Raw genomic sequence first — 16984 nt, 5'->3', positions numbered from 1 at the left:
CCTCAGAGGCCGAGCGCGCCCGAGGCGGGGTCGGCCCAGCGGCTGGAGTCGTCGTAGGTGCGGACGACGAGCGACCGCCACCGGCCGGTGCGGCTGATCTCCTTCTCCGGCACGCCGCGGGCGTAGGCCGTGGTGGCGAAGCCGCGGCGCAGCGAGTGCGGGGACAGGCCCTCGGTGGGGACGCCGGCCCGCTCGGCGGCGCGCTCCAGGACCAGGTCGACGCTGCGGGTGGTCAGCGCGGTCGCGCCCAGCCGCGGGGCGCGGCCCTTGCCCAGCGACCGGAACAGCGGGCCGGAGGTGACGCCCCGGTCGGCCAGCGCGGCCAGCCAGGCCCGCGCGGCGCGCACCGGGCAGGTGGCCGCGCGCACGCCCGGCGCCAGGGCCAGCGTCTCCCCCGCGCCCTCCTGGTCGGTCTTGGAGAACCGGAGGAGGAGGTCGAGGCCGCCGTGCCCGGCCGGGACGAGGTCCTCGACCCGCAGCCCGACCAGGTCGGAGGCGCGCAGGCCGAGGGCGTACCCGAGCAGGATCAGGGCCCGGTCGCGCACGCCGGCGAGGGAGTCCGGGAGGTCCTCGACCAGCGCCCGGACGGTCGCGGTGTCCAGCGCGCGGGCCCGGCGCGGGCGGACGCCGGCGCGGGCGGCGGTGCGGCGGATGCCGCTGAGCGTGCGGCGCACCCCCTCGCTGTCGCCGGGCGCGGGGTGCCCGGCGGTGCGGGAGGCGTCGTTGAGCGCGGACAGCCGGCGGGCGACGTAGCGCGGGCTGTGCCCGGCGTCGGCCATCGCGGCGAGCCAGGCGGCGACGGTGAGCGGGTCGGCCGGCAGCGCGGACGGCAGCGACCGGCTGCGGCACCAGTCGGCCCAGGCGGCGAGGTCGCGCGCGTAGGCCGCCCGGGTGCTGCCGGCGAGGGACGCGGCGAGGTAGGTGCCGACCGCCGTCATGTCCGTCGCCGGGACGACCCCCCTCTCTCCGGGGTGGGGACCGGCCGGTACGGCCATGCCGGGCCCCTCCGTCCGCCGTCGGATTTCACTTCGCAGAGTAGGGGCTTCTCGGAAGTGACGGCATCCTCCGCCTCGTCGATCCGGATACATGCATGGGCGCCATCCATCTATCGTCAACCCATGACGGAGCCACCCGGCGGGACGCCCACCTCCACGTGCGCCTATCCGGGGTGTCCGTCACCACCGCGGCCGCGCACGCCCGGACGCAGCGGCCCCTCCCCCCGGTTCTGCGAGCGGCCCGACCACAACCCCGAGTCCGCCCGGCAGGCGCGCGCCCGGGCGGCCGGAACGGCGGCCACCCGGCTGGCGGTCACCACCGCCGCCCTGGTCCAGGACCTGCCGCCCGAGGGCCGGGTCCGGCAGCTGGTGGGCCGCTGGGCCGACGCCACCCGGGAGGCCGCCCGGACGGCCGAGACCCAGGCCGCGCTCCTCGCCGCCGCGACCGAGGCGCTGGAGCAGTACCGCGACGAGTCGTCCGTGGAGGCCCGGCTGGCCCGCGCCTCGGCCGACGTCGACGCCGCGCACGCCGCCCGCCTCGACGCCGAGGAGCGCGCCCGCGCCGCCGAGGCGCAGCGCGCCGACGCCGAGGAGGCGCGGCAGGCGGCCGTGCGGGTGGCCGCGGCCGCCCGCGCCGAGGCCGAGAACCTGACGGCCGCCGCCGAGGCGGAGGCCGCGCGCCGGGTCCGGGAGGCCGACGGGGCCCGCCGGGCCGCCGAGACCGCGCGGGAGGAGGCGGAGGCGGCGCGCGACCGGGCCGGTGGGGAACGCGACGTCGCCCGGCGGGAGGCCGCGGAGGCCGCGGACCGGCGGCGGGCGGCCGAGCGGGACGCCGCGGCGGCGCGGGAGGACGGGCGGCGTGCCCGGGCGGACGCCGCCCGCGAGCACGACGCGCTCGTGGCGGCCCGCGCGCGGTGGGACGTCACCGAACGCACGCTCACCGCGGACCTGGAGACGCGGACGCGGGAGCGCGACGAGGCGGCGGCCGCCCGGGACGAGGCGCGCGCCGCCACCGCCGCCGCCCGGGAGCAGGTCCGCGACGCCGAGCGGGACCGCGACGCCGCCCGGCGCGCCGAGCAGGACGCCCGGACCCTGGCGCGGGAGGCGGCCGACCGCGCGACCGCGGCCGAGCAGGGCCTGCGCGAGGCGCTGACCGGGGCGGCGCGGAGCGCGGAGCGGGCGGAGGACGCCACCCGCCGCGCCGCCGAGGCCGAGGCCGCGGCGCGGCGGGCCGCGGCGCAGGTCGGCGCGCTCACCGCCGAGGTGGCGGCGCTGCTCGCCCGCCCGGCCGGCCGGCCGGGCGGGGACGCTCCGGACCAGGGACCTCGGACCGGCGCGCGGGGACCCGGCGGCGCGTAGCCTCCCGGGGCACGGAGCCGCGCGGGCGGGTGTCGCCGTCGGGAGGCCGCGCCCCGGCTCCGCTCCCCCGCCGAGCACCCGGCCCCACCCCCCGTCCCGGCGGCCTCGCCGGGCGGCGACCGAGGGACCCCGCCATGAGCGACCAGTGGCAGTACCCGGAACCCACCGTCCCCGTCCCCCGGGGGACGACCGACGTCGTCGGGCCGATCGCGGAGGAGGTCGCCGACCTCGAGGAGGACCGGCGCCGGCTGACGGACCTGGAGTACGCCGAGCTGGGCGGCGAGGGCTGAGGCCCGCGCGCCTCAGGGACGGGCGCGCAGGCCCTCGAACGCCGTCCGGACCAGCGCGTCGGCCAGCGCGTCCGGCGACAGGCTGCCGCCGGGGCGGTACCACTCGGTCAGCGAGTTGACCGTGCCGAACAGCAGCCGGCTGGTGACGGCGGGGTCGACGTCGGGGCGCACGTCGCCCTCCTCCTCCGCGGCGCGCACCAGTTCGGTGACGATCCGGTCGAACTCCCGCCGGCGCTGCAGTGCGGCCTGCTCGACCGGGGAGTTGCCGCGCACCCGCAGCAGCAGGGTGACGAACGGCAGCTCGGCGGCCAGCACCCGCACCGACCCGCGGACGACGTGCTCCAGCCGGTCGATCGCCCGGCCGGTGCGCGCGCCGGGCTCCCGGGTGACGGCGAACAGCGCGTCCAGCGCCCGGTCCAGCGCCAGCCGCAGCAGCTCGACCTTGCCGGGCACGTGGTGGTAGATCGCCGACTTGGTGACGCCGAGCCGGCCGGCCAGCTCGTCCATGCTGGTGGCGTCGTAGCCGCGCTCGTTGAACACCGCGACGGCGACGTCCAGCAGCGAGTCCAGCGAGTGCCCGGGGCGCCCTCGGCGGGCCCTCGCGAGTTCCGTCACGGACGGTTGCGGTTGTCGGTCATGCGCTGCAGTTTGCCCATCGAGCGCGGCAGCGTCTCCGGGTCGACGACGAGGACCTCGACGGTGCAGCCCACGGTGTCCTTGACGCCGGTCGCCACCTCCGCGGCCGCGGGCTCCCGGCGCTCCGGCGGGCAGTCCGGGCGCGCCTCGACGCGGCAGACCAGGTGGTCCATCCGGCCGCGGGTGACCAGCTCGAGGGCGAAGTGCGGCGACAGGCCCGGCGTCCGCAGCACGACCTCCTCGATCTGCGTGGGGAACAGGTTCACGCCGCGCAGGATGATCATGTCGTCGGTGCGGCCGGTGACCTTCTGCATCCGCCGCACGCCCGGCCGCGCCGTCCCGGGCAGCAGCCGGGTGAGGTCGCGGGTGCGGTAGCGGACGACGGGCATGGCCTCCTTGGTGAGCGAGGTGAACACCAGCTCGCCCTCCTCGCCCTCGGGCAGCACCTCGCCGGTGACCGGGTCGATGACCTCCGGGTAGAAGTGGTCCTCCCAGACGTGCAGGCCGTCCTTGGTCTCCACGCACTCCTGGGCGACGCCGGGGCCCATCACCTCGGACAGCCCGTAGATGTCGACGGCGTGGATGCCGGCGCGCTCCTCCATCTCGCGGCGCATCTGCTCGGTCCACGGCTCGGCGCCGAAGACGCCGATCTCCAGGCTCGAGGCCCGCGGGTCCAGCCCCTGCTTCTCGAACTCGTCGAGCACGGTGAGCATGTAGCTCGGGGTCACCATGATCACCCGGGGCGCGAAGTCGGTGATCAGCTGCACCTGGCGCGGCGTCATGCCGCCGGAGACGGGGACGACGGTGCAGCCCAGCGCCTCGGCGCCGTGGTGGGCGCCGAGGCCGCCGGTGAACAGGCCGTAGCCGTAGGCGTTGTGCAGCACGTCGCCGGGCCGGCCGCCGGCGGCGCGGATGGAGCGGGCCATGACCGCGGCCCAGGTCGCGAGGTCGCGCTCGGTGTAGCCGACGACGGTCGGCTTGCCGGTGGTGCCCGACGAGGCGTGCACGCGGCGCACCTGCTCGCGCGGGACGGCGAACATGCCGAACGGGTAGTTCTCGCGCAGGTCGGCCTTGCTCGTCGTCGGGAAGCGGGCCAGGTCGGCCAGCTCCCGGCAGTCGTCGGGGTGCACGCCGGCGGCGTCGAAGGCGCGGCGGTAGTGCGGCACGTTGTCGTACGCGTGCCGCAGCGACCAGCGCAGCCGCTCGAGCTGCAGCGCCCGCAGCTCGTCGGCGCCCATCCGCTCGGCGGGGTCGAGGGTCGCGGGGTCGGGGGCCTCGCCCAGCCGCTGCGCCGTCGTGGTCGTCCTGGTCGCCGTCATGACCGCCGTCCTCGTCCCGCGCTTGAACTCTCCCGGTGTCCTGGGTCACACTATTCCTGACCGCTCGGTCAGTAAATGGGAGGAAGGCCATGGCCGCACCCGTCGTGGACCGCGCCGCCGTCGACGAGACCGCGCTGCAGCAGCAGTTCGACGCGACGGTCGCCGCCGACCGGCGGATCGAGCCGCGCGACTGGATGCCCGAGGGCTACCGCAGGACGCTGGTGCGCCAGATCGCCCAGCACGCGCACTCGGAGATCATCGGGATGCAGCCCGAGGGCGACTGGCTGCTCGCCGCCCCGAGCCTGCGCCGCAAGGCGATCCTGCTGGCCAAGGTGCAGGACGAGGCCGGCCACGGCATGTACCTCTACTCGGCGGCCGAGACGCTCGGCGCCGACCGCGCCGACCTCACCGACAAGCTGATCGAGCGGAAGCAGAAGTACAGCTCGATCTTCAACTACCCGACGCTCACCTACGCCGACGTCGGTGTGATCGGGTGGCTGGTCGACGGCGCGGCGATCTGCAACCAGGTGCCGCTGTGCCGCTCCTCCTACGGGCCCTACGCCCGGGCGATGATCCGCATCTGCAAGGAGGAGTCGTTCCACCAGCGGCAGGGCTACGAGCTGCTGATGACGATGATGGGCGGCACGCCCGAGCAGCGGGCGATGGTGCAGGACGCCGTCGACCGGTGGTGGTGGCCGTCGCTGATGATGTTCGGCCCGCCCGACGACGACAGCCCGAACACCGCGCAGTCGATGGCGTGGGGCATCAAGCGGCACACCAACGACGAGCTGCGCCAGCGGTTCGTGGACATGACCGTGCCGCAGGCGCAGGTCCTCGGCGTCACGCTGCCCGACCCCGACCTGGCGCTCGACGAGGAGACCGGGCACTGGCGGTACGGCCCGATCGACTGGTCGGAGCTCAAGCGGGTGATCAGCGGGGACGGGCCGATGAACGCCGTCCGGATCGCCCGCCGCCGCGCCGCCCGCGACGACAACGCGTGGGTGGTCGAGGCGGCCACCGCCTACGCACGCAAGCACAGCGGCGGGCGACCGGCCGGGGAGCACGCGTGAGCACCGACCTGACCGCCGAGGGCGGGCACGGCGCGGTCCCGACCGGGCCGGAGGTGCCGACGACGCCGGCGCCGTCGGTCAGCCGCCGCGACTGGCCGCTGTACGAGGTGTTCGTGCGCGGCAAGCGCGGCCTCAACCACGTGCACGTCGGCTCGCTGCACGCGCCCGACGACGAGATGGCCGTGCACGCCGCCCGCGACCTCTACACCCGGCGCAACGAGGGCGTGAGCATCTGGGTGGTCAGGGCCGCCGACATCACCGCGTCCAGCCCCGACGAGAAGGACCCGATGTTCGCCCCGAGCGGCGACAAGGTCTACCGCCACCCGACGTTCTACGAGATCCCGGAGGACGTCCCGCACATGTAGGAAGGACCCCCACCGGGGCGGGGGGCCGACCGCTGCGCACGAACTCAGGGAGGGGTTCCGTCGGCATGGGGCACGAGGAGACGGTGTACGACGCGTTGACCAACGCGCACGACGACGCCGGGCACTGGGCGTTCGGCACCGGGTTCGACGACCCGCTGGCCGGGGTGGACACCACCGTCCCCGACGGCGTCGACCCCGCCGACCTGGGCGCCTACTGCCTGATGCTCGGCGACGACGCGCTGGTGCTCGCCCAGCGGCTGACCCAGTGGATCACCGCGGCACCCGAGCTCGAGGAGGAGGTCGCGTTCGGCAACGTCGGCCTGGACCTGCTCGGCCAGGCCCGGCTGCTGCTGGCCCGCGCCGGGTCGGCCGGCGTCCTCGGCCGGTCCCGCGAGCGGGCCGGCGCGTCGATCCCCGACGAGGACGCGCTCGCCTACTTCCGCGACCCCGACGAGTTCCGCTGCACCGGCCTGGTCGCGGCCGGGAACGGCGACTTCGCACGGACCATGGTTCGGCTGCTCGCGGCGTCCACCGTCCGGCTGGCGGTGTTCGCCCGGCTGCGGGACTCCCGCGACCCGGTGCTCGCCGCGATCGCCGCCAAGGGCGTGCACGAGCTGACCTACCACCGCGACCACGCCGCCCGCTGGGTCCTGCGCCTCGGCGACGGCACGGCCGAGTCGCACCGCCGCGCGCAGGCCGGCGTCGACGCCGTGTGGCCGCACCTCGCGGACCTGTCCACCGCCACCGACGTCGAGACCCGGCTGGTCGCCGCCGGGGTGGCCGTCGACCCGGCCGCCGTCCGCGACGAGGTGCGCGACGTGCTCACCACCGTGCTGCAGCGGGCGACCCTGACGGTCCCGGACTGGCCGGCCGACGCGCCACCGCGCGGCCGGGTCGGCGAGCACGGCCCCGAGCTGACCGACCTGCTCGCCGGCCTCCAGGGCCTCGCCCGCCGGCACCCGGCGGCGACCTGGTGACGGGGATGGCCGCCACCGCGCACGTGGACCCCCGGGCGGTCGCCGAGACCGTGACCGACCCGGAGCTGCCCACGCTCACGCTCGCCGACCTCGGCGTGCTGCGCGACGTCCGCGTGCACGAGGACACCGTCGTCGTCGACATCACCCCGACCTACTCCGGCTGTCCCGCGATGGGCGTCATGCGCGCGGACCTGCTGCACGCCCTGCACGCCGCCGGGTTCGACGACGTCGAGGTGCGCACCGTGCTCTCCCCCGCCTGGTCCACCGACTGGATCACCGAGGAGGGCCGCCGCAAGCTCGCCGCGGCCGGCATCGCGCCACCGGGCAGGGCGCCCGAGCGCACGGCCGGGCCGATCCCGCTGCAGCTGGGCCCGACCCGCCGGACCGCGTCCTGCCCGCTGTGCGGCTCCCCCGACACCGTCGAGATCAGCGAGTTCGGCGCGACGGCGTGCAAGGCGCTGCGCCGCTGCCGGGACTGCGGCGAGCCGTTCGAGCACGTGAAGGAGGTCTGAGTGAGCGCACCGGCCCGCCGGCGTCCGCGGTTCCACCCGCTGCGGGTCGCCGGCGTCGAGCGGCTCACCGACGACGCGGTGGCGGTCACCTTCGACGTCCCCGAGGACCTGGCCGAGGACTACGCGTTCCGCCCCGGTCAGGCGCTCACCCTGCGGCGGGTCGACGGCGACCGCGACGAGCGCCGCTCCTACTCGATCTGCGCGCCGGTGGGCGCCGCTCCGCGCGTCGGCGTCCGCGAGGTGCCCGGCGGCTTCTTCTCCTCCTGGCTGGTGCACGAGGTGCGGCCCGGCGACACGATCGAGGTGCTGCCGCCGTCGGGCACGTTCACCGCCGACCTGTCGCAGCCGGCCGACCACGTGTTCGTCGTCGCCGGCTCCGGGATCACCCCGGCGTTGAGCCTGGCGAGCACCGTGCTGCGCGACGGCGAGTCCACCGTCACCGTGTTCTACGGCAACCGGCGCACGAACACGGTGATGTTCGCCGACGAGCTCGCCGACCTGAAGGACCGGTTCGGTCCCCGGCTGCAGCTGGTGCACGTGCTGTCCCGCGAGCCGCGCGACACCGAGCTCACCAGCGGCCGGCTCGACCGGGACCGGCTGCGCACGCTGGTCGGCGCCCTCGTCGACGCCCCGCACGTGGACCACTGGTGGCTGTGCGGCCCGCACGGGATGGTCAGCGACGCCCGGGCGCTGCTGGCCGAGCTCGGCGTCCCCGCCGAGAAGGTGCACCAGGAGCTGTTCTACGTCGACGACGTCCCGCCCGAGCCGGTGCGCGGCGACGAGGAGACGGTCGCGGGCCCGAGCGCCCAGGTCACCGTGGTGCTGGACGGCCGCTCGACGACGCTGGCGCTGCCCCGCGACGTCCCCGTCCTGGACTCCGCCCAGCGGGTGCGCTCGGACCTGCCGTTCGCCTGCAAGGGCGGCGTGTGCGGCACCTGCCGGGCGCGGGTGACCGACGGCGAGGTCGAGATGCGCCGCAACTACGCGCTCGAGCCCGCCGAGGTCGACGCCGGCTACGTCCTGACCTGCCAGTCGCTGCCACGGTCGGACGCCGTCACCGTCGACTTCGACGCCTGACGGCCGTGCGCCCGGTCGCCGTCGGCGAGACCGCGGTCCTCGACGTCGTCGTCACCGCGGCGATGACCGTGCACTTCGACGAGCTCGGCCCGGTGCACCCGGTCTACGCCACCTACGCGATGGCCAAGCACTTCGAGGAGGCGGGGCGGAAGCTGCTGCTCGGCCACCTCGAGCCGGGCGAGGCCGGCGTGGGCACCGCGGTGTCGGTCGAGCACCGGGCGCCGGCGTGGGTGGGCGACCGCGTCCGGGTGACCGCCCGCTGCACCGCGGTCCGCGGCAACCGGCTGACCTGCGCGTGCCGGGCCGTCGACGCGAGCGGCCGGGAGCTCGGCCGCGGCTCCACCGAGCAGGCGGTCCTGCCCGAGGAGGTCCTGGCGGCCCGCCTGGACCCCCGGGTCCGGGACTAGTCGTCGCCGCGGCGCACCAGGTGCACCGCCGCCTCCTCGGCCGACGCCGCCCCGCCGTCGATGCCGAGGTCCTCGCCCAGCAGCTCGTCCTCCCTGTCGACGACGCCGTCGTCGCCGACCTCGGCCAGCCGGCCCGCGCGGGCGTCGCCGACCTCGTCGTCGAGCAGCTCGCCGTCGCCGCCGGTGAGGTCACCGAGGCCGTCGCCGTCGGCGTCGTCCCAGGACCGGTCCGGCAGCTCCCGGGCGAGCCGCCCGGCGAGGCTCTCGCCGGTGGCCTCCTCCCGCTCGGTGGTGCCCCAGTCGGCCACCCCCCAGGGCCGCTCCGGCGGCGACCAGCCGGTGTCCAGGTCGCGCGGGCGGCGGGGGTCCTCGAGGGTGTCCTCGGCCTCGAGCAGGCCGGTGGCCTCCTCGGGGTCGGTGCCGTCGGTGCCGTAGAGGTCGCGGTCCACGGTGGGGCTCCTCGGGTGCGGGCGGGGCGGACGGCGCTGTCCGGGGCGGACCCACCCTGCCACCGCGGCGGGCGGGGCGGGAGGGCCGCGCGTGTGACCGAACGAGCAGTCCGGCCTGCGACCCCGCCGCCCGGACCGGCGGACACTGGAGGCAGCCGACCTCCAGGGAGACCGCCGTGGACACCACGATGACCACGCTGCACGAGCACTACGTCCGGCGGGTGAACGCCGCCGTCGCCGAGGACCGCACCGACCTCGTGCGCGACCTCTACGAGGAGTACTTCGAGGAGGCGCTGCGGCGCCTGCTCGAGACCTCCGCCCCCGCCTGACGCTCGGCCCCCGTCGGACACGGGACCTCTGGGGACGACGACCCCGGACCCCTGCCCGCCGCGCGCCCCGTCACGCGGCCGGCTCAGCCCGCGTCGGCCCAGGACCGCACGACCGCGACGTCGAGCGGGAAGTCGAGCGGGAACTCTCCGAACAGCAGCCGCCCGGCCGTGGCCGCGGCGGCCCGGACCTCCGCGACGACGTCGTCGGCGAGGTCGGCCGGGGCGTGGACGACGACCTCGTCGTGCAGGAAGAACGCCAGGTGCGGCCGCTCCTCCAGCCGCCCCTCCCCCAGCTGCCAGAGCCGGTTGCGCAGGTCGGCCAGCCAGCACAGCGCCCACTCCGCGCTGGTGCCCTGCACGACGAAGTTGCGGGTGAACCGCCCCCACGCGCGGCGGGCGCGGTCGGAGTCGCGGCCGCGGGGCTCGGGCGCCTCGCCGAGGTCGGCGTCGCGCTCGGCCCACGCGGCGCCCGGCGGCGGGGAGCCCCGGCCGAGCAGCGTGGACACGACCGCGCCGCGCTCCCCCGCCCGCGCCGCCTCCTCCACCAGCCCGATCGCCCGCGGGTAGCGGCGGGCCAGCCGCGGCACCATCCGCCCGCTCTCACCGCGGGTCCCGCCGTAGAGCGCCCCCAGCACCCCGACCTTGGCCTCGGCGCGGGTGGCCACCACCCCGGCGTCGACCATCCCGGCGTACAGGTCCCGCGAGCGGGCCGCGGCGGCCAGCGCGGTGTCGGCGCTCATGCCGGCGAGCACCCGCGGCTCGAGCTGGGCGACGTCGGCGACCACCAGGACCCACCCGTCGTCGGCGACCGCGGCCGGGCGCACCTGCACCGGCACCGACAGCGCGCCCCCGCCCGACGACGCCCACCGCCCGGTGACCACCCCGCCGGGGAGGTAGACCGGCCGGAACCGCCCGCCGCGCACCCAGGCGTCGAGCCAGCTCCAGCCGTTGGCCGCCAGCAGCCGGGCCAGCCGCTTGTACTCCAGCAGCGGCGCGACGACCGGGTGCTCGACCCGCTCCAGCGTCCACGACCGGGTGTCCTCGACCGGCAGCCCCGCGACCTGCAGCGCTTGCAGCAGCGCCGCCGGGGAGTCCGGGTTGAGCTCGGGGGCGCCGAGCGTGGCGCGGACCTCCCCCGCCAGCGCCTCCAGCACCGCCGGCCGCAGGCCCGCGGGCGGGCGCGGGCCGAGCAGCCCGGTGAGCAGCGCGTCGTGGGCGTCGGCCCGCCACGGCAGCCCGGCGTGCGTCATCTCCGCGGCGGCCAGCGCGCCCGAGGACTCGGCGGCCAGCAGCAGGCCCAGCCGCGCGCGCTGCGGGGAGGCGGCGAGCACGGCCTGCTGGCGGCGGTCCTCGGCGACCGGGTCGAGCGCGTCGGCGGGGTCGGCCAGGTGGAACAGCGCCGGGTCGTCCGCGGTCACCGGCTCCAGCGCCGCCCAGCCCGGGTCCGCCGCCGGCCCGGGACCGGCGTGCGGGGAGCCGCGCAGCACGGCGGCGCACAGCCGCAGGTCGGCGCAGCGCGCCACGCGGACACCGGCGGCCAGCAGCGCCGGGTACCAGCGGGTGGTGTCGTCCCAGACCCACCGGACGCCGGCCCGCTCGCGCTCCCGCACCAGCGCCGCGAGCCCGTCCGCGGGGACCTCGGCGACGGCGCCGTCGGCCTCGTGCACCGCCACCGCGTCCCCGCGGCGGCGCAGCAGGACCCGGTCCACCGCCGCAGTCTCCCCGACCGGGCCGACGGTCCCGCGGACCGCCGCGGGGGTCAGGACCGGTCGCCGGCACCCTCCGCGGCCACCTGGGCGGGTGCGCCGTCGGCGGACCCGGGCCCCAGCGACTGCTCGCCGAGCAGCACCGCGGCGGCCTCGACCGTGGGTGGTTCCTGGGCCGGGGCGGGCCCGGCCCCGGCCGCCGGGGCCCTGGGTGGCGGGGCCGGCCGGGTCACCGGGGCCCTGGAGTCCAGCACCGGCACGGCCGTCGGGTCGGCGTGGCCCCAGGCCCGCTCCACCTCGCCGATCAGCGCCTCCAGGTAGGACCGCAGCTGCGTCCGGCACGCCTGGCCGAACGCCTGCAGGTAGGCGACCTGCTCCTGCAGCTCCTCGGCGGTGCGGGCGTCCCCCGCGGCGGCCGGTGCGCCGCCCTCGGCGACGATCCGGGCCGCGGCCTCGTGGGCGGCCTGGATCATCGCGCCGACCTTCTCGCGCGCGGACTGCAGCTGCTCGTCGTACTGCTGCTGCGCCTCGCTGACCATCACCCGGCTGAACGTCTCCGCCTCCGCCACGTACTGGTCGGCGGTCTGCTGGGCGACCGCGAGCAGGCTCACCGCCTGCGCCGTCGGCTCCTCCCGGGGCTTCTCCTCGCCCACCTGGGCCTGCAGCTCCTGCACCCGGCCGCGCAGCTCGGCCTTCTCCGCGTGCAGGCGGGCCAGCTCCTCGCCCACCCGGTCCAGGAACCGGTCGACCTCGGCGTCGCTGTAGCCGGGGTGCAGCATCGACGACCGGGCGAACCGCACCTCGCGCACGTCCGCGGGCGTCAGCCGCCGGCCGTTGGAGGCCACCTGCTCGGTCGTCATGACGTCACCTCTCCATCGACATCGGGTCCGGGACGGCTGGGGGCGAACACCTCGGTGCGGATGCGGTCCCGGGGCAGGCCGTGCCGCAGCAACCGCTCGACGGTGTCGTCGACCATCGCCCGGGGACCGGCGACGTAGGCCTCGCGACTGCCCCACGGCCCGGAGCGCGCCACCACCTCGCCGACGTCGCCGTGCGCCCACTGCGAGTTCCCGTCCTCGGAGACGGCGACGGTCACGGTGAGCCAGGGGTTCTCCCGCTCGAGCCGCTCCAGGTCCGCCCGGTCGTACAGGTCGCTCTCGGCGCGGACGCCGACGAACAGGTCCACCCGCCGGGGCGTGCCGTTCCGGGCGACGTGGTCGACGATCGCCTTGAGCGGCGCCAGCCCCGTGCCCCCCGCCACCAGCAGCAGGTCGCGGTCGGAGTCGGCATCGAAGCGCAGGTGGTCCACCGGGGGCCCGAGCCGCAGCACGTCCCCGACGTCGACCTGCCGCACGAGGGCGGTGCTGACCGGCCCGCCGGCCTGGGCCCGCGCGTGGATCTCCATCTCGCCGTCGGGCCGGCAGGCGTTGGCCGGCGAGTAGTAGCGCCACAGCCGCGGCCGCAGCTCGGTCTCCAGCGAGATCGACTCCCCGGGACGGTAGGACAGCGGGATCTTCGTCCGCAGCCGCAGCACGGCGGTGTCGACGGTGCGCCGCTCGTGCGCCACGACCTCGGCGTCCCACCACGGCGGCTCGTCGGCCATCTCGTCGGCGGCCGCGACCATCACCGAGGCGACCAGCTCGTAGGCCGCCGCCCAGTCCGCGGCCAGCGCGTCGTTCCAGTCCTCGTCGAAGTGCTGCAGCGTGGCGAGCAGGCTCGCTCCCACCGCGGGGTAGTGCTCGGCCACCGTCCCGAACTTGCGGTGGTCGCGCCCCAGCTGCTGCAGGATCGGCACGAGGGAGTCGAGGTCGTCGACCCGCCCCACCACCTCGCCGAGCGCGGCGAAGAGCCGGTCGCGCTGGTGCGCCATCGAGACCGGGAACATCTGCCGGGTCTCGGGATGGGCGAGGAACAGGTGGGAGTAGAACCACAGCGGCGCCTCGTCGCCGGCAGCCGCGGCCTTGGCGAAGTTCGCGCGCATCGCAGGAATGTCCACAGTCGCCCCCCGTGGGCCGTCCGCTCGGCCGTGTGACCTGGCGCACACTAGCGAGCCCTCCGGACGGCGGCTAGCCCTCCGCGGCACCGCTCCGGTCGATTTCCGGACCCGCTCCTGGCAGGGTCGGTCGCAGGGGCGCCGGTGGGGGCACCCCTGCCCCGCGGACGGCGACGACGGGCGGGCACGGACACGGGGACCCAGCAGGTCACCGCGCCCGTCGGCCGGCCGAGGAGGACCGCATGCTGTCTGACCGCTCCCGTCCCGTGATCGAGGCGACCCTGCCCGTGGTCGCCGACAACATCCAGGAGATCGCCCGGCGCTTCTACGGGCACCTGTTCGGCGCCCACCCCGAGCTGTTCGACGGGGTCTTCAACCGCGGCAACCAGGCCACCGGGGAACAGCAGGTCGCGCTGGCCGGCTCCGTCGCCGTGTTCGCCAGCACCCTGGTGAAGACGCCGGAGCAGCTCCCCGAGCAGCTGCTGTCGCGCATCGCGCACAAGCACGTCTCGCTCGGGATCACCCCCGCCCAGTACGACGTCGTCCACGAGCACCTGTTCTGGGCGATCGTCGACGTGCTCGGCGACGCGGTCACCCCCGAGGTGGCCGCGGCCTGGGACGAGGTCTACTGGCTGATGGCCTACGCGCTGATCCACCAGGAGCGCGGTCTCTACAGCGCCCGGGGGGTGCGCCCGGAGACGGTGTGGCGGGACTGGGAGGTCGCCGAGAAGGTCGAGGAGACCTCCGACGTCGTCACGTTCCGGGTGCGGCGGATCGACCACCGGCTGGTCAAGACGTCGCTGCCCGGCCAGTACGTCACCGTGCAGGTGCCGCTCCCCGACGGCGTGCGCCAGCCGCGCCAGTACAGCCTCACCCGCGCCGACGACGGCGAGCACCGCCAGTTCTCGGTCAAGCGGGTGCGCGGCGGGGACAAGCCCGACGGCGAGGTCTCCAACCACCTGTGCGACCGGGTGCGGGTCGGTGACCGGCTGACGCTGTCGGCGCCCTTCGGCGACGTCGTCCTCGACGACTCCGGCCGCCCGGTCGTCTTCGCCAGCGCCGGCATCGGGATCACCCCGATGGCCGGGATGCTGTCCCACCTGGCCGCGGCGGGCTCCTCGCTGCCCGTCACGCTGCTGCACGCCGACCTGGACGAGGAGTCCTTCGCGCTGCGTCACCAGGTCCTCGAGGACCTCCGCACGCTGCCGGACGCCACGGCGCACGTCTGGTTCGAGCGGGGCGCGCAGACCTCGCTGCCCGTCGACGGCGTGCACGACGGGACGATGGACCTCGACGAGGTCGACCTGCCCGAGGGCGCCGCGTACTACCTCTGCGGGCCCCTGCCGTTCATGCGCGCGGTCCGCAGCAGCCTGATCGACCGCGGCGTGCCCGCCCGCGACGTCCAGTACGAGGTCTTCGGCCCCGACCTGTGGCAGGCCGACTTCGCCTCCGAGCCGGCGCCGGGCGCGACGGCGGAGCCGGCGGGCGCGGGCCGGTAGCCGTCCCGGGCGGCACACTGGGCGGGTGCCCCCGACCGCAGCCGCCCGCCGCGGGGTGGTCCGCCTGCTCAACTCCTCCGCCGGGCGGGTCCTCTGCCTGGCCGGGGTCGTCGACGCGGACGCCGTCGAGGCGTTCTGGCGCTGCTACGGCCCGGAGCCGGTGCGCGTCGACGTCGTCGACGCCCGCTCGGTGACCGCCCTGTCGGCCTCCGGCCGCGAGCTCGTCGCCGACGTCCTCGAGGCGGCGGCGTGGCGCGGTCTCGAGGTCGTGCTGCGCCCGTCGGAGCCGGTGCGGCGGTCGCTGTCCGGGCGGCCGGCCTGACGCGACGAGCGTCACGGCCCGCGTTCACCTGGGCTTCACGCGCGGCGGGGACCGTGGGAGACGGCCGCACCCGCGGCCGACGGACGACGACGTCCCCCCGGACCCACCTCGAGGAGACGCCATGAGCACGACCACGAGCACGACCACGAGCACGACCACGAGCACGACCACGAGCACGGCCTCCCGCCGCACCCTCCGCAGCTGGCTGCGGCGCTTCGACGCCTACACGCTGCAGGTGTTCAACGCCGGGACGCCCGCGCGGCCCGGGACCCGCTGACCGACCGGGGCGGGGAGGCCCGGCCTCCCCGCCCCGCCGGTCACGCCCGCCGGCCCGCCGCGCCCTCGAGGATGCGGTGCGGGTCGGCCAGCGCGGCCAGCGCGGCCAGCCGGTCCCGGACGGCGGGCGTCGGGGTGCGGGCCAGCACGTCGGGCGCCGCCCCCCAGCCGTGCGCGGGCACGCGGCCGCCGAGGTCGCCGCCGAGCGCGCCGGCCAGCTCCTCGGCGCAGGCACGGGTGGCCGCCCGGTCCTCGGCGCCGGCGCCGCCGACGACCCGCACCGCCAGCCGCGCGTCCCGGTGGCAGACGGCGCTGGGCCGCTGCGGCACCCAGCCGAGCGCGCCGCCGAGCAGCCGCACCTCGACCGTGCGCGGCCGGCTCCCGCCGGCCGCGCGCACCAGCTCCGCGACCGCGCCGTCGGAGAGGCGGTCGAGCAGCAGCGAGGACTCCACCCCCGCCTCCAGCGCGGGCGTGGCCAGGCCCGCCGGTCCGCGCGGCGCCAGGTCGGCGGCCCCGGGCGGTGCGGCCGCGCGCAGGACGTCGAGCAGCCCGTCGCCGTCGTCGGCCTCGCCGGTCCAGGCGAACCGGACGGCCACCGTCCCCTCGCCCCGCGCCGGCCGGGTGAGCACCAGCGAGGTGCCCGCCTGCGGCGGCAGCGCCACCGACCAGGTCCGCCACGCCTGCGCCACCCGCGCGCCGTCGGCCGCTTGCCAGCGCAGCTCGCCGCCGTAGCGCGGCCCGGCGGCCAGCAGCTCCAGCTCCACGGCGGTGACGACGCCGAGCGCCTCGCCGCCGCCGCGGACGCCCCAGTACAGGTCGGCGCCGTCGGCGGGGGTGACCCGGCGCAGCACGCCGTCGCCGGTGACCACCTCCACCGCCCGCACCCGGTCCCCGGCCAGGCCGTAGGTCCGGGCCAGCGGGCCGACGCCGCCGCCGGTGACCGTGTCCGCGACCCGCTCGGCGGCCGAGGACCCGGTGATCGGGGTCAGCCCGTGCCGGGTGGCCACCGCGGCCAGGTCCCGCCAGCGCACGCCGGCGCCGACCCGCGCCCAGCCGGCGGGCGACACGCGCACCCCGGCGAGCCCGGCGGGGTCCACCTGCAGCGCGCGGGCGCCGGCGTCGGTGCGGCCGGGCCCACGGACGGCCACGGCCACCCCGGGCCGGCGGTCGGCGCGCAGCGCGGCCGCGACGTCGGCGTTCTCCGCGGCCCGCACCACCGCCCCGTCGGCCAGCACGGCCGCCGGCGAGAGGCGGGCGCGCAGGGCGGCGGTCAGGTCGGGCGGCAGGACGGCCGGCCGCGGGTCCGCGGCGCGGGCCGCGGGCGTGGAGGGGACGGACAGGGTGCTCACGGGGCTTCTCCAGGTGCGGGGGTCGGTGCAACCGGAGGGTCGTCGGCGGTCCTT

The 16984-nt window shown here is 77.1% G+C and carries 20 protein-coding genes; 12 read left to right on the top strand and 8 right to left on the bottom strand.

Going from position 1 to position 16984, the window contains the following annotated elements; genetic code table 11:
• Positions 1-2: 2 nt before the first annotated feature.
• Complete coding sequence (locus ACFO3M_RS12290; protein WP_387988882.1) at positions 3-938, bottom strand: site-specific integrase; 936 nt, start codon at positions 936-938, stop codon at positions 3-5.
• Between the two features lie 180 nt (positions 939-1118).
• Here ACFO3M_RS12290 and ACFO3M_RS12285 point away from each other — a divergent pair, with 180 nt between their 5' ends.
• Entirely contained in the window at positions 1119-2354 is a 1236-nt protein-coding gene (locus tag ACFO3M_RS12285) for a hypothetical protein (protein WP_387988881.1), read from the top strand.
• Between the two features lie 134 nt (positions 2355-2488).
• Positions 2489-2644, top strand: coding sequence for a hypothetical protein (locus ACFO3M_RS12280; RefSeq protein WP_387988880.1), 156 nt, complete (start codon positions 2489-2491; stop codon positions 2642-2644).
• Between the two features lie 12 nt (positions 2645-2656).
• Here the strand turns inward: ACFO3M_RS12280 and ACFO3M_RS12275 are convergent, their stop codons facing one another.
• Positions 2657-3259 carry a TetR/AcrR family transcriptional regulator gene (locus tag ACFO3M_RS12275; protein WP_387988879.1) on the bottom strand — a complete coding sequence of 201 codons (603 nt, stop codon included), beginning with the start codon at positions 3257-3259 and terminating at the stop codon, positions 2657-2659.
• Positions 3256-4599: a phenylacetate--CoA ligase PaaK gene (paaK, locus tag ACFO3M_RS12270; protein ID WP_387988878.1), complete on the bottom strand. Its 1344-nt coding sequence runs from the start codon at positions 4597-4599 to the stop codon at positions 3256-3258. The genes ACFO3M_RS12275 and paaK overlap by 4 nt, the downstream gene beginning before the upstream one ends.
• A gap of 89 nt (positions 4600-4688) precedes the next feature.
• Here paaK and paaA point away from each other — a divergent pair, with 89 nt between their 5' ends.
• The 6 genes from paaA (at position 4689) to ACFO3M_RS12240 (ending at position 9007) form a co-directional block, all read left to right on the top strand.
• Positions 4689-5669: a 1,2-phenylacetyl-CoA epoxidase subunit PaaA gene (paaA, locus tag ACFO3M_RS12265; RefSeq protein WP_387988877.1), complete on the top strand. Its 981-nt coding sequence runs from the start codon at positions 4689-4691 to the stop codon at positions 5667-5669.
• Positions 5666-6034, top strand: a complete 369-nt coding sequence (gene paaB, locus ACFO3M_RS12260; protein WP_387988876.1) for a 1,2-phenylacetyl-CoA epoxidase subunit PaaB — start codon at positions 5666-5668, stop codon at positions 6032-6034. The genes paaA and paaB overlap by 4 nt, the downstream gene beginning before the upstream one ends.
• An 83-nt stretch (positions 6035-6117) precedes the next feature.
• On the top strand, positions 6118-7011 hold the full coding sequence (paaC, locus tag ACFO3M_RS12255; RefSeq protein ID WP_387988875.1) for a 1,2-phenylacetyl-CoA epoxidase subunit PaaC: 894 nt from the start codon (positions 6118-6120) through the stop codon (positions 7009-7011).
• Positions 7012-7016: 5 nt separating this feature from the next.
• A complete protein-coding gene (gene paaD / locus ACFO3M_RS12250; RefSeq protein WP_387988874.1) occupies positions 7017-7523 on the top strand; it encodes a 1,2-phenylacetyl-CoA epoxidase subunit PaaD in 507 nt (168 codons plus the stop codon).
• Complete coding sequence (gene paaE, locus ACFO3M_RS12245) at positions 7524-8600, top strand: 1,2-phenylacetyl-CoA epoxidase subunit PaaE (protein ID WP_387988873.1); 1077 nt, start codon at positions 7524-7526, stop codon at positions 8598-8600.
• Positions 8601-8605: 5 nt separating this feature from the next.
• On the top strand, positions 8606-9007 hold the full coding sequence (locus ACFO3M_RS12240) for a thioesterase family protein (RefSeq protein ID WP_387988872.1): 402 nt from the start codon (positions 8606-8608) through the stop codon (positions 9005-9007).
• Here ACFO3M_RS12240 and ACFO3M_RS12235 read toward each other — a convergent pair.
• Positions 9004-9456: a DUF5709 domain-containing protein gene (locus tag ACFO3M_RS12235; RefSeq protein ID WP_387988871.1), complete on the bottom strand. Its 453-nt coding sequence runs from the start codon at positions 9454-9456 to the stop codon at positions 9004-9006. The genes ACFO3M_RS12240 and ACFO3M_RS12235 overlap by 4 nt on opposite strands.
• A 176-nt stretch (positions 9457-9632) precedes the next feature.
• On the opposite strand from ACFO3M_RS12235, the gene ACFO3M_RS12230 reads away from it, so the two are divergent.
• Entirely contained in the window at positions 9633-9785 is a 153-nt protein-coding gene (locus tag ACFO3M_RS12230) for a hypothetical protein (RefSeq protein WP_387988870.1), read from the top strand.
• 83 nt (positions 9786-9868) lie between these two features.
• Here ACFO3M_RS12230 and ACFO3M_RS12225 read toward each other — a convergent pair whose 3' ends face one another.
• From ACFO3M_RS12225 to ACFO3M_RS12215, 3 genes are read right to left on the bottom strand one after another with little or no spacing between them, the layout of a single operon-like run.
• On the bottom strand, positions 9869-11494 hold the full coding sequence (locus tag ACFO3M_RS12225) for a bifunctional 3'-5' exonuclease/DNA polymerase (protein ID WP_387988869.1): 1626 nt from the start codon (positions 11492-11494) through the stop codon (positions 9869-9871).
• 50 nt (positions 11495-11544) lie between these two features.
• A complete protein-coding gene (locus ACFO3M_RS12220; RefSeq protein WP_387988868.1) occupies positions 11545-12351 on the bottom strand; it encodes a DivIVA domain-containing protein in 807 nt (268 codons plus the stop codon).
• Complete coding sequence (locus ACFO3M_RS12215; protein WP_387988867.1) at positions 12348-13472, bottom strand: globin domain-containing protein; 1125 nt, start codon at positions 13470-13472, stop codon at positions 12348-12350. Before ACFO3M_RS12215 ends, ACFO3M_RS12220 begins: the two co-directional genes overlap by 4 nt.
• A gap of 254 nt (positions 13473-13726) precedes the next feature.
• Between ACFO3M_RS12215 and ACFO3M_RS12210 the strand changes: the two genes are divergently transcribed.
• From ACFO3M_RS12210 to ACFO3M_RS12200, 3 genes are all read left to right on the top strand, one after another.
• Complete coding sequence (locus ACFO3M_RS12210; protein ID WP_387988866.1) at positions 13727-14983, top strand: globin domain-containing protein; 1257 nt, start codon at positions 13727-13729, stop codon at positions 14981-14983.
• 25 nt (positions 14984-15008) lie between these two features.
• A complete protein-coding gene (locus ACFO3M_RS12205) occupies positions 15009-15305 on the top strand; it encodes a hypothetical protein (RefSeq protein ID WP_387988865.1) in 297 nt (98 codons plus the stop codon).
• A 121-nt stretch (positions 15306-15426) separates the two neighbouring features.
• A complete protein-coding gene (locus tag ACFO3M_RS12200; RefSeq protein WP_387988864.1) occupies positions 15427-15582 on the top strand; it encodes a hypothetical protein in 156 nt (51 codons plus the stop codon).
• 40 nt (positions 15583-15622) lie between these two features.
• Here the strand turns inward: ACFO3M_RS12200 and ACFO3M_RS12195 are convergent, their stop codons facing one another.
• Complete coding sequence (locus ACFO3M_RS12195; protein ID WP_387988863.1) at positions 15623-16930, bottom strand: FAD-binding oxidoreductase; 1308 nt, start codon at positions 16928-16930, stop codon at positions 15623-15625.
• Between the last annotated feature and the right edge of the window lie 54 nt (positions 16931-16984).

The sequence above is a fragment of the Geodermatophilus arenarius genome, assembly GCF_042654585.1.
Lineage (GTDB): Bacteria > Actinomycetota > Actinomycetes > Mycobacteriales > Geodermatophilaceae > Geodermatophilus > Geodermatophilus arenarius.
Note: the sequence above shows the minus strand (reverse complement) of the source record. Positions and strands in the feature narration are given on the sequence as shown.

Coding starts and splice junctions, on each gene's coding strand:
- ACFO3M_RS12290 (WP_387988882.1), bottom strand. CDS start 938: ATGACGGCGGTCGGCACCTACCTCGCCGCGTCCCTCGCCGGCAGCACC.
- ACFO3M_RS12285 (WP_387988881.1), top strand. CDS start 1,119: ATGACGGAGCCACCCGGCGGGACGCCCACCTCCACGTGCGCCTATCCG.
- ACFO3M_RS12280 (WP_387988880.1), top strand. CDS start 2,489: ATGAGCGACCAGTGGCAGTACCCGGAACCCACCGTCCCCGTCCCCCGG.
- paaK (WP_387988878.1), bottom strand. CDS start 4,599: ATGACGGCGACCAGGACGACCACGACGGCGCAGCGGCTGGGCGAGGCC.
- paaA (WP_387988877.1), top strand. CDS start 4,689: ATGGCCGCACCCGTCGTGGACCGCGCCGCCGTCGACGAGACCGCGCTG.
- paaD (WP_387988874.1), top strand. CDS start 7,017: ATGGCCGCCACCGCGCACGTGGACCCCCGGGCGGTCGCCGAGACCGTG.
- ACFO3M_RS12220 (WP_387988868.1), bottom strand. CDS start 12,351: ATGACGACCGAGCAGGTGGCCTCCAACGGCCGGCGGCTGACGCCCGCG.
- ACFO3M_RS12215 (WP_387988867.1), bottom strand. CDS start 13,472: ATGCGCGCGAACTTCGCCAAGGCCGCGGCTGCCGGCGACGAGGCGCCG.
- ACFO3M_RS12210 (WP_387988866.1), top strand. CDS start 13,727: ATGCTGTCTGACCGCTCCCGTCCCGTGATCGAGGCGACCCTGCCCGTG.
- ACFO3M_RS12200 (WP_387988864.1), top strand. CDS start 15,427: ATGAGCACGACCACGAGCACGACCACGAGCACGACCACGAGCACGACC.